Origin of the sequence: Photobacterium aquae (assembly GCF_001029445.1) — a bacterium.
Taxonomy (GTDB): domain Bacteria; phylum Pseudomonadota; class Gammaproteobacteria; order Enterobacterales; family Vibrionaceae; genus Photobacterium; species Photobacterium aquae.
In genome coordinates, this window is record NZ_LDOT01000036.1 from 1 (window position 1) to 13,586 (window position 13,586).

The 13,586-nt window shown below is 43.7% G+C and carries 23 protein-coding genes; 13 read left to right on the forward strand and 10 right to left on the reverse strand.

The genetic code is table 11. The features are described from left to right. The 5 genes from ABT56_RS20210 to ABT56_RS20230 all read right to left on the reverse strand — a co-directional run. The coding region (locus tag ABT56_RS20210) for a hypothetical protein (RefSeq protein ID WP_047880735.1) at positions 1 to 266 on the reverse strand (266 nt) is incomplete at its 3' end. Then, positions 263 to 457: a hypothetical protein gene (locus ABT56_RS20215; RefSeq protein WP_047880736.1), complete on the reverse strand. Its 195-nt coding sequence runs from the start codon at positions 455 to 457 to the stop codon at positions 263 to 265. The genes ABT56_RS20215 and ABT56_RS20210, both read right to left, overlap by 4 nt. Further along, on the reverse strand, positions 454 to 672 hold the full coding sequence (locus ABT56_RS20220; protein ID WP_047880737.1) for a hypothetical protein: 219 nt from the start codon (positions 670 to 672) through the stop codon (positions 454 to 456). The genes ABT56_RS20215 and ABT56_RS20220 overlap by 4 nt, the downstream gene beginning before the upstream one ends. Beyond that, positions 669 to 1,217: a 3'-5' exonuclease gene (locus ABT56_RS20225; protein ID WP_047880738.1), complete on the reverse strand. Its 549-nt coding sequence runs from the start codon at positions 1,215 to 1,217 to the stop codon at positions 669 to 671. The genes ABT56_RS20220 and ABT56_RS20225 overlap by 4 nt, the downstream gene beginning before the upstream one ends. Then, positions 1,214 to 1,453 (reverse strand): hypothetical protein, encoded by a 240-nt coding sequence (locus tag ABT56_RS20230; RefSeq protein ID WP_047880739.1) that lies wholly within the window; start codon positions 1,451 to 1,453, stop codon positions 1,214 to 1,216. The genes ABT56_RS20225 and ABT56_RS20230 overlap by 4 nt, the downstream gene beginning before the upstream one ends. A 142-nt stretch (positions 1,454 to 1,595) precedes the next feature. On the opposite strand from ABT56_RS20230, the gene ABT56_RS20235 reads away from it, so the two are divergent. Continuing rightward, positions 1,596 to 1,859: a transcriptional regulator gene (locus tag ABT56_RS20235; RefSeq protein WP_047880740.1), complete on the forward strand. Its 264-nt coding sequence runs from the start codon at positions 1,596 to 1,598 to the stop codon at positions 1,857 to 1,859. Between the two features lie 10 nt (positions 1,860 to 1,869). Here ABT56_RS20235 and ABT56_RS20240 read toward each other — a convergent pair whose 3' ends face one another. After that, a complete protein-coding gene (locus ABT56_RS20240) occupies positions 1,870 to 2,244 on the reverse strand; it encodes a DUF3693 domain-containing protein (RefSeq protein ID WP_047880741.1) in 375 nt (124 codons plus the stop codon). Between the two features lie 118 nt (positions 2,245 to 2,362). On the opposite strand from ABT56_RS20240, the gene ABT56_RS20245 reads away from it, so the two are divergent. The 11 genes from ABT56_RS20245 (at position 2,363) to ABT56_RS20290 (ending at position 10,289) form a co-directional block, all read left to right on the forward strand. Next, positions 2,363 to 2,590: a hypothetical protein gene (locus tag ABT56_RS20245; RefSeq protein WP_047880742.1), complete on the forward strand. Its 228-nt coding sequence runs from the start codon at positions 2,363 to 2,365 to the stop codon at positions 2,588 to 2,590. 12 nt (positions 2,591 to 2,602) lie between these two features. Then, entirely contained in the window at positions 2,603 to 4,732 is a 2,130-nt protein-coding gene (locus ABT56_RS20250) for a replication endonuclease (RefSeq protein WP_240478369.1), read from the forward strand. 12 nt (positions 4,733 to 4,744) lie between these two features. Further along, a complete protein-coding gene (locus tag ABT56_RS20255; RefSeq protein ID WP_047880743.1) occupies positions 4,745 to 5,074 on the forward strand; it encodes a hypothetical protein in 330 nt (109 codons plus the stop codon). Positions 5,075 to 5,085: 11 nt separating this feature from the next. Then, on the forward strand, positions 5,086 to 5,226 hold the full coding sequence (locus ABT56_RS24115; RefSeq protein ID WP_157037937.1) for a hypothetical protein: 141 nt from the start codon (positions 5,086 to 5,088) through the stop codon (positions 5,224 to 5,226). A 14-nt stretch (positions 5,227 to 5,240) separates the two neighbouring features. Further along, positions 5,241 to 5,447, forward strand: coding sequence for a hypothetical protein (locus ABT56_RS20260; RefSeq protein WP_047880744.1), 207 nt, complete (start codon positions 5,241 to 5,243; stop codon positions 5,445 to 5,447). 14 nt (positions 5,448 to 5,461) lie between these two features. Next, a complete protein-coding gene (locus ABT56_RS20265; protein WP_047880745.1) occupies positions 5,462 to 5,704 on the forward strand; it encodes a hypothetical protein in 243 nt (80 codons plus the stop codon). Positions 5,705 to 5,848: 144 nt separating this feature from the next. Next, a complete protein-coding gene (locus ABT56_RS24450) occupies positions 5,849 to 6,898 on the forward strand; it encodes a hypothetical protein (protein ID WP_157037938.1) in 1,050 nt (349 codons plus the stop codon). 4 nt (positions 6,899 to 6,902) lie between these two features. Further along, positions 6,903 to 7,400, forward strand: coding sequence for a DUF2523 family protein (locus tag ABT56_RS20275; protein ID WP_053062588.1), 498 nt, complete (start codon positions 6,903 to 6,905; stop codon positions 7,398 to 7,400). Positions 7,401 to 7,402: 2 nt separating this feature from the next. Next, the gene (locus tag ABT56_RS20280; RefSeq protein ID WP_047880747.1) at positions 7,403 to 8,809 is read left to right on the forward strand and encodes a zonular occludens toxin domain-containing protein; all 1,407 of its coding nucleotides are present in this window, start codon (positions 7,403 to 7,405) and stop codon (positions 8,807 to 8,809) included. Between the two features lie 217 nt (positions 8,810 to 9,026). Beyond that, positions 9,027 to 9,371 (forward strand): hypothetical protein, encoded by a 345-nt coding sequence (locus tag ABT56_RS20285; protein ID WP_157037939.1) that lies wholly within the window; start codon positions 9,027 to 9,029, stop codon positions 9,369 to 9,371. Between the two features lie 258 nt (positions 9,372 to 9,629). Beyond that, positions 9,630 to 10,289, forward strand: a complete 660-nt coding sequence (locus ABT56_RS20290; RefSeq protein ID WP_047880749.1) for a hypothetical protein — start codon at positions 9,630 to 9,632, stop codon at positions 10,287 to 10,289. 90 nt (positions 10,290 to 10,379) lie between these two features. On the opposite strand, the gene ABT56_RS20295 is transcribed toward ABT56_RS20290, so the two are convergent. Then, the gene (locus ABT56_RS20295) at positions 10,380 to 10,823 is read right to left on the reverse strand and encodes a DUF3653 domain-containing protein (RefSeq protein ID WP_084722436.1); all 444 of its coding nucleotides are present in this window, start codon (positions 10,821 to 10,823) and stop codon (positions 10,380 to 10,382) included. Between the two features lie 278 nt (positions 10,824 to 11,101). Between ABT56_RS20295 and ABT56_RS20300 the strand changes: the two genes are divergently transcribed. Further along, positions 11,102 to 11,578, forward strand: coding sequence for a phage protein (locus ABT56_RS20300; protein ID WP_047880756.1), 477 nt, complete (start codon positions 11,102 to 11,104; stop codon positions 11,576 to 11,578). A 51-nt stretch (positions 11,579 to 11,629) separates the two neighbouring features. Here ABT56_RS20300 and ABT56_RS20305 read toward each other — a convergent pair whose 3' ends face one another. From ABT56_RS20305 to ABT56_RS24280, 3 genes are all read right to left on the reverse strand, one after another. Then, entirely contained in the window at positions 11,630 to 12,616 is a 987-nt protein-coding gene (locus ABT56_RS20305; protein WP_047880750.1) for a hypothetical protein, read from the reverse strand. A gap of 279 nt (positions 12,617 to 12,895) precedes the next feature. Beyond that, positions 12,896 to 13,093: a hypothetical protein gene (locus ABT56_RS20310; RefSeq protein ID WP_240478370.1), complete on the reverse strand. Its 198-nt coding sequence runs from the start codon at positions 13,091 to 13,093 to the stop codon at positions 12,896 to 12,898. Between the two features lie 94 nt (positions 13,094 to 13,187). Further along, the coding region (locus ABT56_RS24280) for a virion protein (RefSeq protein ID WP_047880752.1) at positions 13,188 to 13,586 on the reverse strand (399 nt) is incomplete at its 5' end.

Genomic DNA, 13,586 nt, shown 5'->3' on the forward strand with positions numbered 1-13,586 from the left:
GCCTTGGCAAAGGCAATATAGACCCGGCGAAACTCTGCTGACTCTTTTAGGAAATGCGCAACCAACGTTCTGTCACCATGCAATCGGTGATAACGAACAAGCGACATTGAATTATTCCATTCATCAAGTGCATGTTGCGCCATGAAATCCGCAACCAATGTGGTATTAAGCGGAACCGCAGCCTCATGCAATGGCAGCGAGGAAACCGCCGCCCCCAACTTGGGGGCTTTGGTCACTTGCTTAGGGATTGGGTTTGAAATAATCATACGGTCACCACCAAACGGCGGTTTGCATCCACCGGAATAATTGCCATCACTGGGCGCATATAGGTTGGCTCATTACCTGCGAATGCTACGCATTGAGCAACGGCGCGATAAAAATTAGCTTGGGGCTGAAACGGTAGCGGCTTATTAACCTGTGCCCCGGCATTGGAATACCATTGAATTGATGTGGTCATGGGCATGAGATTGCCTCACGTTTCATTTTCTCAAGAATAGCGAGACTTTTATTTGCATTCGATAAGTTACTCTCTGCGATATTTAGGGATTCTTCTTTGTCTCGACTTTGGAAATGTTTAACCGCTTTTTCACGTCGAATGATCTCTTCTTTCATTAGAAAGATGGCTTCAGATAGTGCTACCGCACATTCAATATCACTGAATACATTGCTCATGATTGCCCCTCCAATTGCTGATTTACAGCCATAACAACACGGCGAGTAATTTCACAATCAGCCAATGCGCGGTGTGCCTTTAGATCTGAAATATCAATCCCTTGCTGATAGGCGGCATCAGTCAGGCTTTGCCATTTATAGTTACCGTGATAGTCATTCCAATCTCCGTAAAACTCGGCATACCATTCCATGACACACTGTGTTCTAAATGGAAATACATCAATGCCATAACGCTTCATACTCTGGCGAATTAAACGCATATCATAGCTAGCGTTATAAATCAGCAGATCGCGGTTTTCGATAACTTCCAATAGTTGTCTAAATACCTTCGGAAATATTGGAGAACCGGAAACCTTGCGATTGCTAATACCATGAATGGCAATAGCTTCAGCAGGAATGAGTTGAACTGGTGTAACCAAAGTATCAAGCAGGACATTACCCGTTGATGCCTCAATCACCGAGATTTCAATGATTTCAGCATTTGAATCTAACCCCGTTGTTTCCGTATCCAGAATTACAGCATTTTCAAAATTAATAGTGTTCATCGGATACCCCCTTTAAACATCATTAGACGGCGGGCTTGGACTTGAAACGGGCGGCTATAACGAAAATCGGAGCAGCCATTGAGGCTTGCGGTGTTCTTGGTGAAACCAAAACGCTTTCGAAGTGACTTAACAACGCTCAATGAATTTTCAGTGAGAGTCTTATCGAAATTGACCCCATCGAATATATCCGGGCAAGGCTGATGAATTGGATTGAGTGGCTTTTTGACTTTTTCCATGTCTGTATCCCCATACAAGCAAGTGTGTGTACGCAATCAATTCTTACCTAACTTAAAGTTGTACACAACTCGACCGCGGGTATGGGAATGATCATTTTGATCGCCTATTATTGAAACATTATCCCCGGGTTTAGGTGTATTGATGACTTACACAAATGAATTATTGGATGAGGTTAAAGCCAGATTCCACCTGACTTCTGAATACAAACTTGCCAAAAAACTTGGTGTCAGTGAGTCGCGTTTGTATAAGTGGCGTAAAGAACTAAACTCGATGGATTGGGATATGGCATTCCAAGTGGCTGATTTGCTTGGAATTAATGATCAAAATGTAGTTTACGGACTACTGGAAGATAAATATAGAAACCCCCGTCTAATCAACGCTTTATCCGAGGGTCGCCCTGTCTAGTCAGCGCTGTCTAACTTAACCCTATGGTACATAATGCGCACTGAGTAATTACTCTAATCCCGCCAATCCCAGCCAAGGAAATTGCGGAGAACCCAATCCCAAATGATTGAAATCCTTGGCTATTTAGCTTTTTTGCAATTTCATCCCATATAGCTTTGATGCTGCTATTCTGTGTGCGGTCAGCGTGAATGCCTACCAATGCTTCTTTGACGTCAATATTGCATTCTTGGGCAAGAAAAACCGCTTGTATATCAGACATATAACGCTTACCGCTTCTGAATTCGGATATTCTGGATTTTGGTAACCCTAAATCAGCCGCAATTTGCTTATCTTGTATGTAGTTTTTCGCGGTTTTGTAGCTGTCTAGTAGTTTTGCCTGATACATAAACCCTCCAAAGTTTTATCCATTTTAGCCCTTTAGTTACCATCGACGGTATCTTGAAGTTACCTTTGTTGGTAATTATAGTTACCTCAAATGGGAACAAATAAGCATAGAGGCACATATGGCAACTTCAACTCAAGATACCAATTCCACATTAAGCTTGAAATCTGCCCTGTCATATATGCTACCAGCGATTGATGCTGATGCGTCAGGGCTATTTATCGAGGCTGATGACAAAACCTCTTTTCAAGTTACGTTTGTGCCTGGTCTGGCATCATCTGCATCAAACATGACCGTTCGCTCTGCTTGCCAACTTGGCTTTATCGCAACGCTTGATGGCAACTGGTAAGGATGCGTGACCATGACTTTGCGAGTTGATAATTATCCCCACGCCAAAATGGAACGAATCCTTGTTCATGATTTGGCAGCAAATACTCAGGAATATGTAAATTTCCTGCCCGCTCGAACTTTGGCTACTTCATACGTTAAGCCGGATATTAAGAATGGCGGTCGTCTGCCAGACTTCGTGGATCATACCCGACCTAATACCGATTATGTTAAGTCATATCTAAATCGTCAGGTCATATCACAGTCAATTTATTCACTGGATGTATCTGATGATATTGAGCCTTCATTTGTCGCACCGTGTTTGGATGTGATGCGGCTTATTCGTATGCATCGTGATTTTTCCCCTGTTATGTCCCGTGCTTATACCAAGATGGCAAAAAAAGTGGGTCATTTGGAGGCTTTGCGGGCATTGGAGTCTGCTGACAAACGTTTAAGTCGGTTGGAATTCCGCTATACCTCTACCGATGAGGAAATATGCGACTTTGCCAAGGCCAAGTCTGCCTTTGTCATGCGCCAAGTAGCCGCGATTGATGATGTTCATACTGCATTCAGTCGTGTTCAAGACATTCTTGATGATTACGGCATTGCTTTTAGCGAGGCCGTTTATAAGGAGAAGCTTGAAAAAGGTGAATTACGTAGCCTTGTTAATCGTGCCTGCAATGAGATTTGGTGGCGTCGTACGCTGCGTAGACGTGCATTGCGTGAAATTGAAAATGTTGCCCGTGACCTGACATTAGTCCACAAGTATGGTCAGGCATATTGTTCTGATTACACTCTCAAGCGGCGTAGGCAACGTGATGAAGACAATGCCGAAATCCTCCGTAATACCGTTGCTTATGATGAGGATGATATGGATAACTGGTTTTCGTTGTATGAGCTGTCCAATAAATCCGTTTCCAATCCTGATATTCGCCGTGCGGAAATGTTTGTGCGCTTGAAGGGTTTTGAGAATATTGCCAAGGCAAGTGGTCATGTGGCTATGTTCTATACCCCAACCTGCCCTAGCCGTTTTCATTCGGTTTCTAATGGCCAAGTCAATCAGGCATGGGTTGATGCTGGTCGGCCAACGACTCGCGATGCCCATAACTACATGACTGGTATGTTTGAGGATTTCCGCAAGTCTTTGGATAAGGCCGAAATTAAAGTATATGGCCTGCGCGTGGTTGAGCCCCATGCTGACGGCTGCCCTCATTGGCATGTGTTGTTTTTTATGGAAGAACGACACCGCAAAACAGTCACAAGATTATTCCGCAAGTCAGCGATGGCCGATACCCCAAACGAGGCCGGAGCCAAAAAGTACCGATTTAAATCAGAAGCGATTGATTGGAAGAAAGGTTCTGCTGTGGGCTATGTCGCCAAGTACCTATCTAAGAATATCGACGGCCAGCATATTCAGGCTGATGTTGCTACCGAGCTGGACGGAATTAGTGCAGCTGAACGTGTTGTTACATGGGCTCGTGTTAACGGTATTCGCCAGTTTCAATTTATCGGTGGCCCGTCCGTGACGGTTTGGCGTGAGATGCGCCGCTTAAGAGAAGAATTCACAGAGGACGATACCGTGTTTAAAAATTTGGACAATGGTGAATGGTTGACGTTGGAGAATATACGCCGCGCAGCCGATTCGTCAGATTGGGAGGCGTTCTGCCTTGCTATGGGCGGTGTATTTGTTCGCCGCGATGACCAAACCGTTAAGCCTTGCTATAGCGTTCCGCAAATTATGGAAAAGCTGATTGATGAATATGGCGAGGAACATACCAAGATGAAACCGTGTATTACCCGCTATGGTGATGTTTCTGGGGCGCGTGTTGTTGGTGTGGTATTTCGTGCGGCCTATTTAGCGACCCGCACCCGTAATTGGAAAACCGAAAACAAGGAGATTTTCCTGCGTGGTACTAAGCGCATCATGACTGGTGTTACCGATGTGTTTGATGCATTGGAACGCGAGCAGGAATACCTCCGCATGGCTGATGAGCAATATGCGCAATATCAGCAATATCTCGACAGGCTTGATGATCTCAATGCCTACTGTTTTGACGAAAGCGAGTTTGCCACTTCCGGTTTTGGCGCGCGTGTGGACTCCGGACGCGAAGCGACTACCGGGAGCGATAGCTCCCCTTGGACTTGTGTCAATAACTGTCACTAAAAGGACGAAACCATGATTGTTACCGCCCGCATTAATGATTTGGACGATATCGAAAAGAAAACCAACACCAATACTTCTACGGGTGAATCCCGTGATTCTGGAATTGTGCGTCTACAGCTATTTCAACCGTCAGAAGTGATTGAATGCCGGGTCTCCCCTGACCTTTGGGATTCGCTCGGCGGTGGTGCTGACTTGAAAAAACTCATTGATAAGAAGGCTGAATATAAGATTCAGCATACTGAGCGGTCATTTGCTGGTGATGGTGGTAAGCATGTGTCATTCAGTGGTTGGAGCCTTCTGGGGTTTCCAGCGTTAGAAAATCAGAACAAGCCAACGGCTTAACGGAGTCTGATATGGAGCAGCCAATTCCCGAATTTTATTTGCCGCTTAAAGACCATGACGTCTTTATCCGCTACTACACCTATCAGTGCCAAGCGGGCAAGCAGTTGCCGATTTGGGTATATGACAAATATATCCTGCCGTATATCCGGTGATTTGGGGATTAGCGATGAAATGTATTCACAACGGCATGATGACTGATACGCCACCGGATACCTGTCAAGGTGTGGTGTTTTTAGAACCGAGTGACGTTGTAACCAACCCGCAAACACAATTTAGTCAGGAGACCTTTTCGATGGTTCTCGGTGCGTTGTTGTTTGCATTTATTGCAGGCCATGTAATTGGCCGTGTACTCCGCCTAATGGGCAAAGCATAAAAGGAAATATGTCTATGAAACGTTTTAACCAAGTTCGCAAGTTCGCAGTTTCTCATAGCAACAAAATTGTTGGTGGTGCATTGGTGTTGGCATCTGGTTCGGCGTTTGCCGAAGGTGCTGGCGGTAACACTGCGGCCATTCAGGGTGCGATTTCTAGCGGCAAAAACATGATTGAAATGACAACTGGTGGTCTGATTACGCTGGCGGCGGCTGTGTTCGGCGTAATGATGGTGGTCAACCTGCTTAGCAAGCGTTAACCCGTGTTTGCTCCGGCGGATGTGTTATTCGCCATTGCCTTCGGGATGGCATTCATCGAAGGTTTTAAGAGTGGCGTAATCACCCACTGATTGGATGCCAAGGAACGGGGAGCTGATAAGGCTCCCTTTTTTGTGGGGTTGGTAATGAGATACTTATTATTGTTATTTCTTGTTTTTTCAACTGTTTGTATGTCGGCTGAAATTACTTGGCGGGTTGTTGATTCAGGGATAAGTGGATATTTGAATTTGAAAAAATATCCCGGTGGCTGTGAAGAATATGTTGAAAAACGTCTACCCCAAGTGCGGAAAAATCACCCAAATGCGCAGGCTGATATTAGGCGTTGTGAGTCTGCCCATGAGGGATTTATGGCGGTTAATATCAAGTTTGTTGCGCCTATTGAATTATGTCCGGATGGGACAGAAGTTCCTCCGTATCCAGCAACTGAGTGTGTTGATCGTTGCAGTCGAGTTGCGGGTGAAGTTGCATCTGAATCAACGGGGCCTCAAGGGGCTGAAGGTCATTATGTCTGTGTGAAAAGATGCACAGCTGTTGTGCGCCGAAAGCAGCCATTTGTTTGTATTGAATTTGGTGATTCAGGTATTCCTCAATGTACTTATCAAGCTGTATATACGGGGACGTCATGTGATGGAACTGGTGACGGTTCGACTGATGGTGATGGTGAAGGTGGTGGTGGCGGTTCGGGTAATGGTGACGGCGATGGTGTAAACCCTAATCCCAATCCTGATGGTGATGGTGATGGGAAACCAGACCCTGACCCAAATCCAGACCCTGACCCCGGTCCGGGTGGTGGCTCTGGTAATGGTGACGGCGATGGTGAAGGCGAAGGTGAAGGTGAAGGTGAAGGTGAAGGCGATGGTGCTCCCGGAGTGCCTGGTAAAATAGAAGACCCTTTTAAGGAAACGTTGGATAAAAAAGATATTGAAGATGTGAAAAAGAAAATTGAGTCAGTACAAGCAGATATCACAAAGAAGGTTGATGAATTTAAGAAATTATTCAACGTTCCCCAATATGGTTCCGGTGGTTCTGTTGAGCCAGTTCGTTTCACGCTTAATCATAACGGGAAGTCGGTGAATGTTGAAAATGATTTGCTTAACAGAGTTGCGCCTGATGTGTCGTCTATTTTGATTCTGATTGCCTCTGTTGCGGGTTTTTTAATTGTCACACGGAGATAGTGCCATGATGAAATTTTATATTTTGTTTTCTTTGATATTGTGTTGTGCGGCAATAACATTTAGTAATCATGTTCATGCCAGTGATTCAGCTACACCTCCAACTACTGAGACCCCCGCCCCGACCAATCCTCCTTCTGGTGGTGACGGGGGGAATAATCTTAATTCATACAATGCTTTGATTGATTGGGCGGCTGATGTTTTTAATGGCATTGGTGCCTTTATCGAGCACTCTCCTAACTTTATTGAGCGTATCTTTGCTTATTTGATAGAGTTTGCCGTTTATGTGAAATTCTATCTGATGTTGCAAACGATGGAATTTGCTTATGGCATTGCGCAGGCTTTGATTAGTAATTTGGGTATTGATTCGTTGGTTTCTGATGCTGTTAGTTCATTGCCAGCGGAACAACGGGGAATTTTTCAAGCGTTCGGCGCATTGCGTGCAATTACTATTTTGCTTGAAGCTGCTGTTACTCGTTTTGTCCTCAATTTCATGGGGTGGTAACAATGGCTGTTATTATCCGACATGGCCCCGCCGGGTCTTACAAATCATCTTATGCTGTTTGGTTCGAGCTGCTCCCCGCATTGCGTGAAGGTCGTGTGGTTGTTACCAATGTCGAAGGCATGAAAACATTGGATGAAATAGAACGATTATTGGGTGAGCGCTTCCCCATCACGGCCCGGCTTTTTCGTATTAGCTCCCAAACAAGCAAAGGCAAAAAACTCTGGCAGCATTGGTATAATTGGGTTCCGCTTGGTGCATTTGTCCTGATAGATGAGGCGCAGGATATTTACACCAAAACTCAAGGTTTTGTGATGGAGAAAAACCTATACCAAGGGGTTGATGCGTTTGCCGATGACTTGCCCGATGAGTTCTTGGGGTTCTATAAACGAGTGCTTGATAAATTCAAACCAACCGACACCTATATTGATGATATTGGCGAGCGCGTTGTTGATGAGCATGGCAACGTGGTGATGCCGGCTGACTTTAGCGAATCATTCCAGCGTCACCGAAAATACAATTGGGACATTGTCTTGTGTACCCCAAACATCAAAAAAATCAGTGATGAAATGAAATCCGTGGCTGAAATGGCCGTTGCCCACAAAAGCCGTGATGGATTGGGGTTCAAGCGTCGCACTCGTCTATTTGAACATGACCCGCGCAGCACAACCATTAAGCCTGCCAAAGAGGATGCGGTACAAGTGAAAAAAGTACCAGTGGCGGTTCACTTGCTCTATCAGTCAACGGCCACGGGCGGGATCACCAAAGCAGGCGTAACAGCATCTATTTATAAAAATCCAAAGCTATGGATGGCAGCTGCTGCCCTAGCCTATGGCCTTTACAGTATCGGGAGTGGTATTTATGGTTATAACACGGCTAATAATGATTCACTATCGTCTGGGCAAGCACCTATCGAAAGTCACCAGGTTAATGTTACCCATAATGGCAATGCTCAAGCCAATATGGCGGAAAATATGGCCGTTACTATTCCGACTGTTACGCAAGATAATAGTATGGGTGATAGTAATTCTGTTATTAAGGTTAGTCATGCGCGGTTTGATAACGGTCGTCTAGATAATCCCCAATTAGTTTGGCCTTATGCATTTACTCATCTTTATGTGTCAGGTGTTCAGCAATTCATTGATGGTGAATTGAAAGATGAAATGATTTTATTTGAATCGATTGATGATAGTGGCAAGTCCAAATATATTGATTCCAAAATATTGAGTCAACTCGGTTATCATTTCGTCGTTCTTGATCATTGTGGTGTAGTGGTTGTCTATGGTGAACAGTCTAGTTTTGTTGCTTGTCGCCCTCGTGTTGACTATCCGCAAAAATCCCCCCAATTAATTCAACCCAATCGCAAAGAACAACTTCAAGGCAATGAATTAGCCACGGCCTTTATCGGATAGCCTGGCAAGGCGGGCGAGAATGGAGGCTGAACCTCGGAGGACGCCTAGCCGGGCGTCCTCCGTTTTCTTATGCCGCTAGGCATACTAAGCACCGTCACCAATAGCATCATCAAGTTCCTGTCTGGCCGTGCGGAGCTGCCCACCTAAATTATCAGAAAACTTAAATCCCCCTTTCCTGCTAGGCCGCTCTATCTGGTTTGCTTCATAGTTATAACGAATGTCACGGGTGATCGTCGCAAGACAAATCAGCTATAGCGTGAAGCGCGTCGAAAAACTTTGTCCTGCTGTTTTATCTTTTTTCCGTATTAATTACCTTTATGGCGGAGGTGATTTTATGCGTATCACATTGATGTTGTTAGCTTTGCTTTGTACCAGTACCCCAGCAATGGCTAAGTCAGTTAAAAGTTATATCAGAAGCTATTCCCATTTAAGCTGTCAGGCTCTTGAGCTGAAAAATTCCGATATCGTTCGAAAGTATGACCATGCCAGCAAGCGCAAAAAGGCTGATTATGAACGCCAATTTGATGCTATCTACACTTTGCGACGCCAAAAGAGGTGCTGAGGCTATCACCCCGTCTAGTAATACGGGGTGAAAGTTTTGGGTTTATATTTTTGGCTTAATATTAATAGCATTCTTGGTTATACCCAGTGATAGATAGGCATAATAGAATCTCTGTGATTTTGGCTATGTGATTGTTTATAACGTATTGACTAAAAAGAGTTTTAGTCAGAAAATTAAGCCAATATAGTATATAAAGAAATTGGGAAGAATGAGAGTTAATCCAATTATACTATTGTGTATAGTAATTGAGGTCATTATATGAACGAAAGTATAAATTTGGCACCCTTAACAACCCTGGGAGTTTTTGTACTTGGTATCCTTTTTACTCCTTTGATGAGGAAGTGGGATTCTTATCTGTCATCATTAAAAAACAAAAAGGTGTTGTATACAGAACTTTCTGATTGCAGATTGTACTTGAAATCGATAGCAATAGAGCATTTTAAGTTGTTATATACTTTAGAAACTCAAGTCGATATTAATGAGAATATTTCTCAGATACCAGTTCCAATAGTAAACAAATTTGATTTAGACTTTCTGAAGGATTTTTATAAAGAGTGTCTAGTTTTGTTGTCTATAGATGAGCGTCATTTAGTTCGTGGAATACCTGAAGAACTCATTAACATCAAAACTATGTCTAGCAATTTTCTGCATGATATTACCGAAGATCACTATTACAACCTGAGAGCAGTAAGGAATATTCTTTGGGGGGCTTGTTCTCTTTATTGTAATATTAATGATTTGTTAAATGGTAGGTATAATCGTTCTGAAACCCTTGATTCGATAGATTCTACAAAAGTTGCATTACTAGAGTTTGGGTTTTCATATGAACAAATGGAAACAGCTAAGGCTTTCAAGTCAATTCTAACTGAAGAACAAAGAAACTCTCTTAACGCTTCACAAAATTTTTTCATGCAGTAAGTCGGTATTGTGGGAACTAAGCAACGTTTACTGACAATCGCCATGTACATAGTTACATAACAAATAGTAAAGCCCCTCACCGGGGCTTTTTTATTTATAACGTATTTTTTGAATTGATCTTGCTGCTCTTAATAGTATCGATTTGTTTTTCCGATCATCGTCGCTATTGATTTCAAGCAGTGCGTTTCCTGCAATAATTCGGTCAGGGTTTAGTGTCCATCCATTTGGTGTGATGAGTTCATTACGCTTAATTCTCCAACCGTGCCATTCAACGTTCAACGGATCAAGTGCTCGACCAGAATAGAGCCTCATTAGCCTTTTGCACTCTGGAGGTATAGGTCTTCCCTTATCCCACTCCGTGACGGTTCTCACAGTTTTAAAACATAATTTTGCCGTTTCTTCCCTTGTTAACCCGCATTTGTATTTTCGAAAGATTAAATTATCTGTAATTCGTCTTGGTTTGTTAGTTTTGCGCATGTTTCTAAAGCAAAACATTATACCCCCATATGCGCTTGGTTTAACATAAAGTGCCATAATGCGCACTAAGGGGTCGGAATTTGGGGTAAAAGCGGCTGGCTGAGTCACGCGGGAAACTTAATCGTTTTTTACGATAAAAAGCTCTGGAAACAGTCCGTTAAGGTTAGAAACTTGGGTTTTCACAGGGTTCGCATCTGTTGTACACATAATCACGTCCATTTGGCAATTTATGAGCGTGAGACATGCCAAACGTGCTCAATCGTTATCATCAATTGTTCTATGGAGCATCAATCGAAAAAACCATTAACACCGTGATGAAAAATGTGAGGTCTATCATGCTGCATTTACCGTTTGTTAGGATGTTCTGGCGCCAATTCGAGTCTATTTCCGAAGGCGCGGCTTGGTTCAACGTGAAAGATATCACCGTCAAACGTTGGCTAACCGGCCAAATCAACGTCAACCCGATGGCCGAGAAACTGCTTATCATCCGTGCCCGTGGCTATTTCCCCGACGACACCCGCTGGCAAGGCTTTCGGGTCTGCGAACGCCGCTGCATCATCATCACCCCGGAAAATCGCGTTTTCAGTCCCAAGGAATTGGACGGCTGGGTGCTGCGCAACGACGAATACCATGCCCTGAAACGCCTTTACGAACTGGATTATATCCCAGTACGCAGCAATGTGGTTACACCGCTGCCGTTCCGTGGCGGCCGCCGCATCAATGCGCCATTGCATGAAACGATCAGCAAGGAGAAGAAAAAAGCCTACCGCGAGTACCAAGAGAAAGTCGCCAAGCGTCGAAATGCCACCTAGCATCCCTCGCCTTTGAACACAAAAAAGCCCGCAAATGCGGGCTTTTTACGCTTAATAAAATCCTTCAAACCTGCCTTCCTTGAGCTCTCCATTTATGAATTTCGCTTTAAATTTTACAGGCAAAGAAGCTGATCCCGATGGTTTCATTGAATCAATTAATTTCTCACAATCTTCTTCTGAGGCGAAAGAATCAAGGATTAATTGAAATTCAGTTGAGCTATTACACATTTCAACATAAAAAACCTTATTATCTCCTTTGCTCTTACAACCATGTATAATCAAAGGCTCATCTAAAGTCTTATAGCATGTTTCATTTCGGTTTCTTAATTTCAGGTTTTGAACATCTGAGCCACTAAAGTGATTTTGACCAAGTCTCACTTCTTCAGCATCAATGACCCGACGACCAACACTTTCATAACCACGATTCATTGAATTGGTAAAAATTGACATGTTAGATGACGTATCAGTGTTTCTTATAACCTCAGCTAACTTAACCATTGCCTGCTGACTATCAGAATTCTGCTGCCTAAGAACGTCCAAATGTCGAGTTAGCTCCTCTGTCGAGTGCCTTTCAGTCTTTTGAGTGTGAAAATGTCTAAATGCAAAATAACCAGCCGTTGCAAGAACAATAACACTCAAAGCAATAAGAGATTGTTGACCATCCATATTTTTAAATATTATATCCGATTTATCTAACAAACCGTTTACGATACCAGATGCATCTGCTTTCGCGTCAGTTGATCCTTTCTTAACCGTAAAAACAGTTTCTAACTGTTTTTTCTCTTCCTGTTTAAGTTTTGTATACTGGTTATTATAGCGAAGTGAGCGAAAACCTTTGTTTAAAGAGTGTTGTAATTCAACAATACCTTCCATAAGTCCAGTAGGTAATGACGCATCATAACGTTTACTGTCACCTTTGATATAAATATCAATTGATGGCCAACCACTGAACCTTACATTATGTATGTCTTCTAATGTTGGCTGACTAAGCACAAAATCAAGGAACTGTTTTTCACTTCTAACTACAATTTTTGCCAAAATAAACTACTCGATTCACTATTTAGATTTTAGCAAATCATATGGTTATCTGTCTTTTTTTCAAGACATTTTTTTCTAAATTTGCAATCAATATCAGTCATCTGACTTGACTTCTAACCTTATAATTCTCTTTTCGTGTTGTGCTAACATACGCTTTAGTTCATCAAGCACTGATTCGTGCGCTTTGACCGATCGAAAAAGCAAATAACAAATAATTAGAGTTGGGGGCGTAACCCCCAATTCGGAAAACAGTTTAATCAGTTCCCCCACACAAGCCCCCTAGCCTTTTTCTTTGCGCAACGTGTCAAACACGCCGATGATCGCGGCGGCCACTGCCGGAATGGCTCCGCCAATTTGGGCGCCGGATTCGCCAACGGTCACGGTGACCAGCTCGCTATTGCCAGTAAAAACGCCAGCGATAACGCTGCCCAACAAGATCAGGCCTGTTTTGGTGCTCGATTCCTTGAAATTAATCATAACCATCCTTTTTTACGCAGGTATTTGAGTGTATAGGCACCGATTACGATGCCCGTGACGCTGATCGCCACCGTAGTGACGGCTTTTTGGGTTGTCATGCCAGTGCCACTCCTTCCATGACTTCGTTGAATGCGTATTTCTTGCCAACTTCCATCCGTGCCATTGCCTTGATGATCTTGGCGGCCACGGTATCGTTGCGAACATCGACCATCTGGTGTTTGTCGTACCCTGACCAACGGCTCACCATATCGGCATAATGGTCGCTGTTGTTTTCATGGCTGGGCGCAAACGTGTGCACGATGCTGTGAATGGTGTTGATCCCACGTTTTTGGTAGCTGCGAAGGATCCTGGCACCTGCACGAAAGCCCCATTTGTCATCCTCGAAGATGGAAAAACGGCCATCGCTGCCCACTTGGCCGCGCCAGTTGTTGCGGGTGCTGAACTCAATATTTAGTGGGTTGTTGTTGCGGATCCCCCGCGGTTGTCCGGTTGT

What these genes read in the sequence shown, in the direction of transcription:
- ABT56_RS20215 (WP_047880736.1), bottom strand. Translation starts at nt 457, where the DNA reads ATGACCACATCAATTCAATGGTATTCCAATGCCGGGGCACAGGTTAAT.
- ABT56_RS20220 (WP_047880737.1), bottom strand. Translation starts at nt 672, where the DNA reads ATGAGCAATGTATTCAGTGATATTGAATGTGCGGTAGCACTATCTGAA.
- ABT56_RS20225 (WP_047880738.1), bottom strand. Translation starts at nt 1,217, where the DNA reads ATGAACACTATTAATTTTGAAAATGCTGTAATTCTGGATACGGAAACA.
- ABT56_RS20230 (WP_047880739.1), bottom strand. Translation starts at nt 1,453, where the DNA reads ATGGAAAAAGTCAAAAAGCCACTCAATCCAATTCATCAGCCTTGCCCG.
- ABT56_RS20235 (WP_047880740.1), top strand. Translation starts at nt 1,596, where the DNA reads ATGACTTACACAAATGAATTATTGGATGAGGTTAAAGCCAGATTCCAC.
- ABT56_RS20240 (WP_047880741.1), bottom strand. Translation starts at nt 2,244, where the DNA reads ATGTATCAGGCAAAACTACTAGACAGCTACAAAACCGCGAAAAACTAC.
- ABT56_RS20245 (WP_047880742.1), top strand. Translation starts at nt 2,363, where the DNA reads ATGGCAACTTCAACTCAAGATACCAATTCCACATTAAGCTTGAAATCT.
- ABT56_RS20250 (WP_240478369.1), top strand. Translation starts at nt 2,603, where the DNA reads ATGACTTTGCGAGTTGATAATTATCCCCACGCCAAAATGGAACGAATC.
- ABT56_RS20255 (WP_047880743.1), top strand. Translation starts at nt 4,745, where the DNA reads ATGATTGTTACCGCCCGCATTAATGATTTGGACGATATCGAAAAGAAA.
- ABT56_RS24115 (WP_157037937.1), top strand. Translation starts at nt 5,086, where the DNA reads ATGGAGCAGCCAATTCCCGAATTTTATTTGCCGCTTAAAGACCATGAC.
- ABT56_RS20260 (WP_047880744.1), top strand. Translation starts at nt 5,241, where the DNA reads ATGAAATGTATTCACAACGGCATGATGACTGATACGCCACCGGATACC.
- ABT56_RS20265 (WP_047880745.1), top strand. Translation starts at nt 5,462, where the DNA reads ATGAAACGTTTTAACCAAGTTCGCAAGTTCGCAGTTTCTCATAGCAAC.
- ABT56_RS24450 (WP_157037938.1), top strand. Translation starts at nt 5,849, where the DNA reads ATGAGATACTTATTATTGTTATTTCTTGTTTTTTCAACTGTTTGTATG.
- ABT56_RS20275 (WP_053062588.1), top strand. Translation starts at nt 6,903, where the DNA reads ATGATGAAATTTTATATTTTGTTTTCTTTGATATTGTGTTGTGCGGCA.
- ABT56_RS20280 (WP_047880747.1), top strand. Translation starts at nt 7,403, where the DNA reads ATGGCTGTTATTATCCGACATGGCCCCGCCGGGTCTTACAAATCATCT.
- ABT56_RS20285 (WP_157037939.1), top strand. Translation starts at nt 9,027, where the DNA reads ATGTCACGGGTGATCGTCGCAAGACAAATCAGCTATAGCGTGAAGCGC.
- ABT56_RS20290 (WP_047880749.1), top strand. Translation starts at nt 9,630, where the DNA reads ATGAACGAAAGTATAAATTTGGCACCCTTAACAACCCTGGGAGTTTTT.
- ABT56_RS20295 (WP_084722436.1), bottom strand. Translation starts at nt 10,823, where the DNA reads ATGGCACTTTATGTTAAACCAAGCGCATATGGGGGTATAATGTTTTGC.
- ABT56_RS20300 (WP_047880756.1), top strand. Translation starts at nt 11,102, where the DNA reads ATGCTGCATTTACCGTTTGTTAGGATGTTCTGGCGCCAATTCGAGTCT.
- ABT56_RS20310 (WP_240478370.1), bottom strand. Translation starts at nt 13,093, where the DNA reads ATGATTAATTTCAAGGAATCGAGCACCAAAACAGGCCTGATCTTGTTG.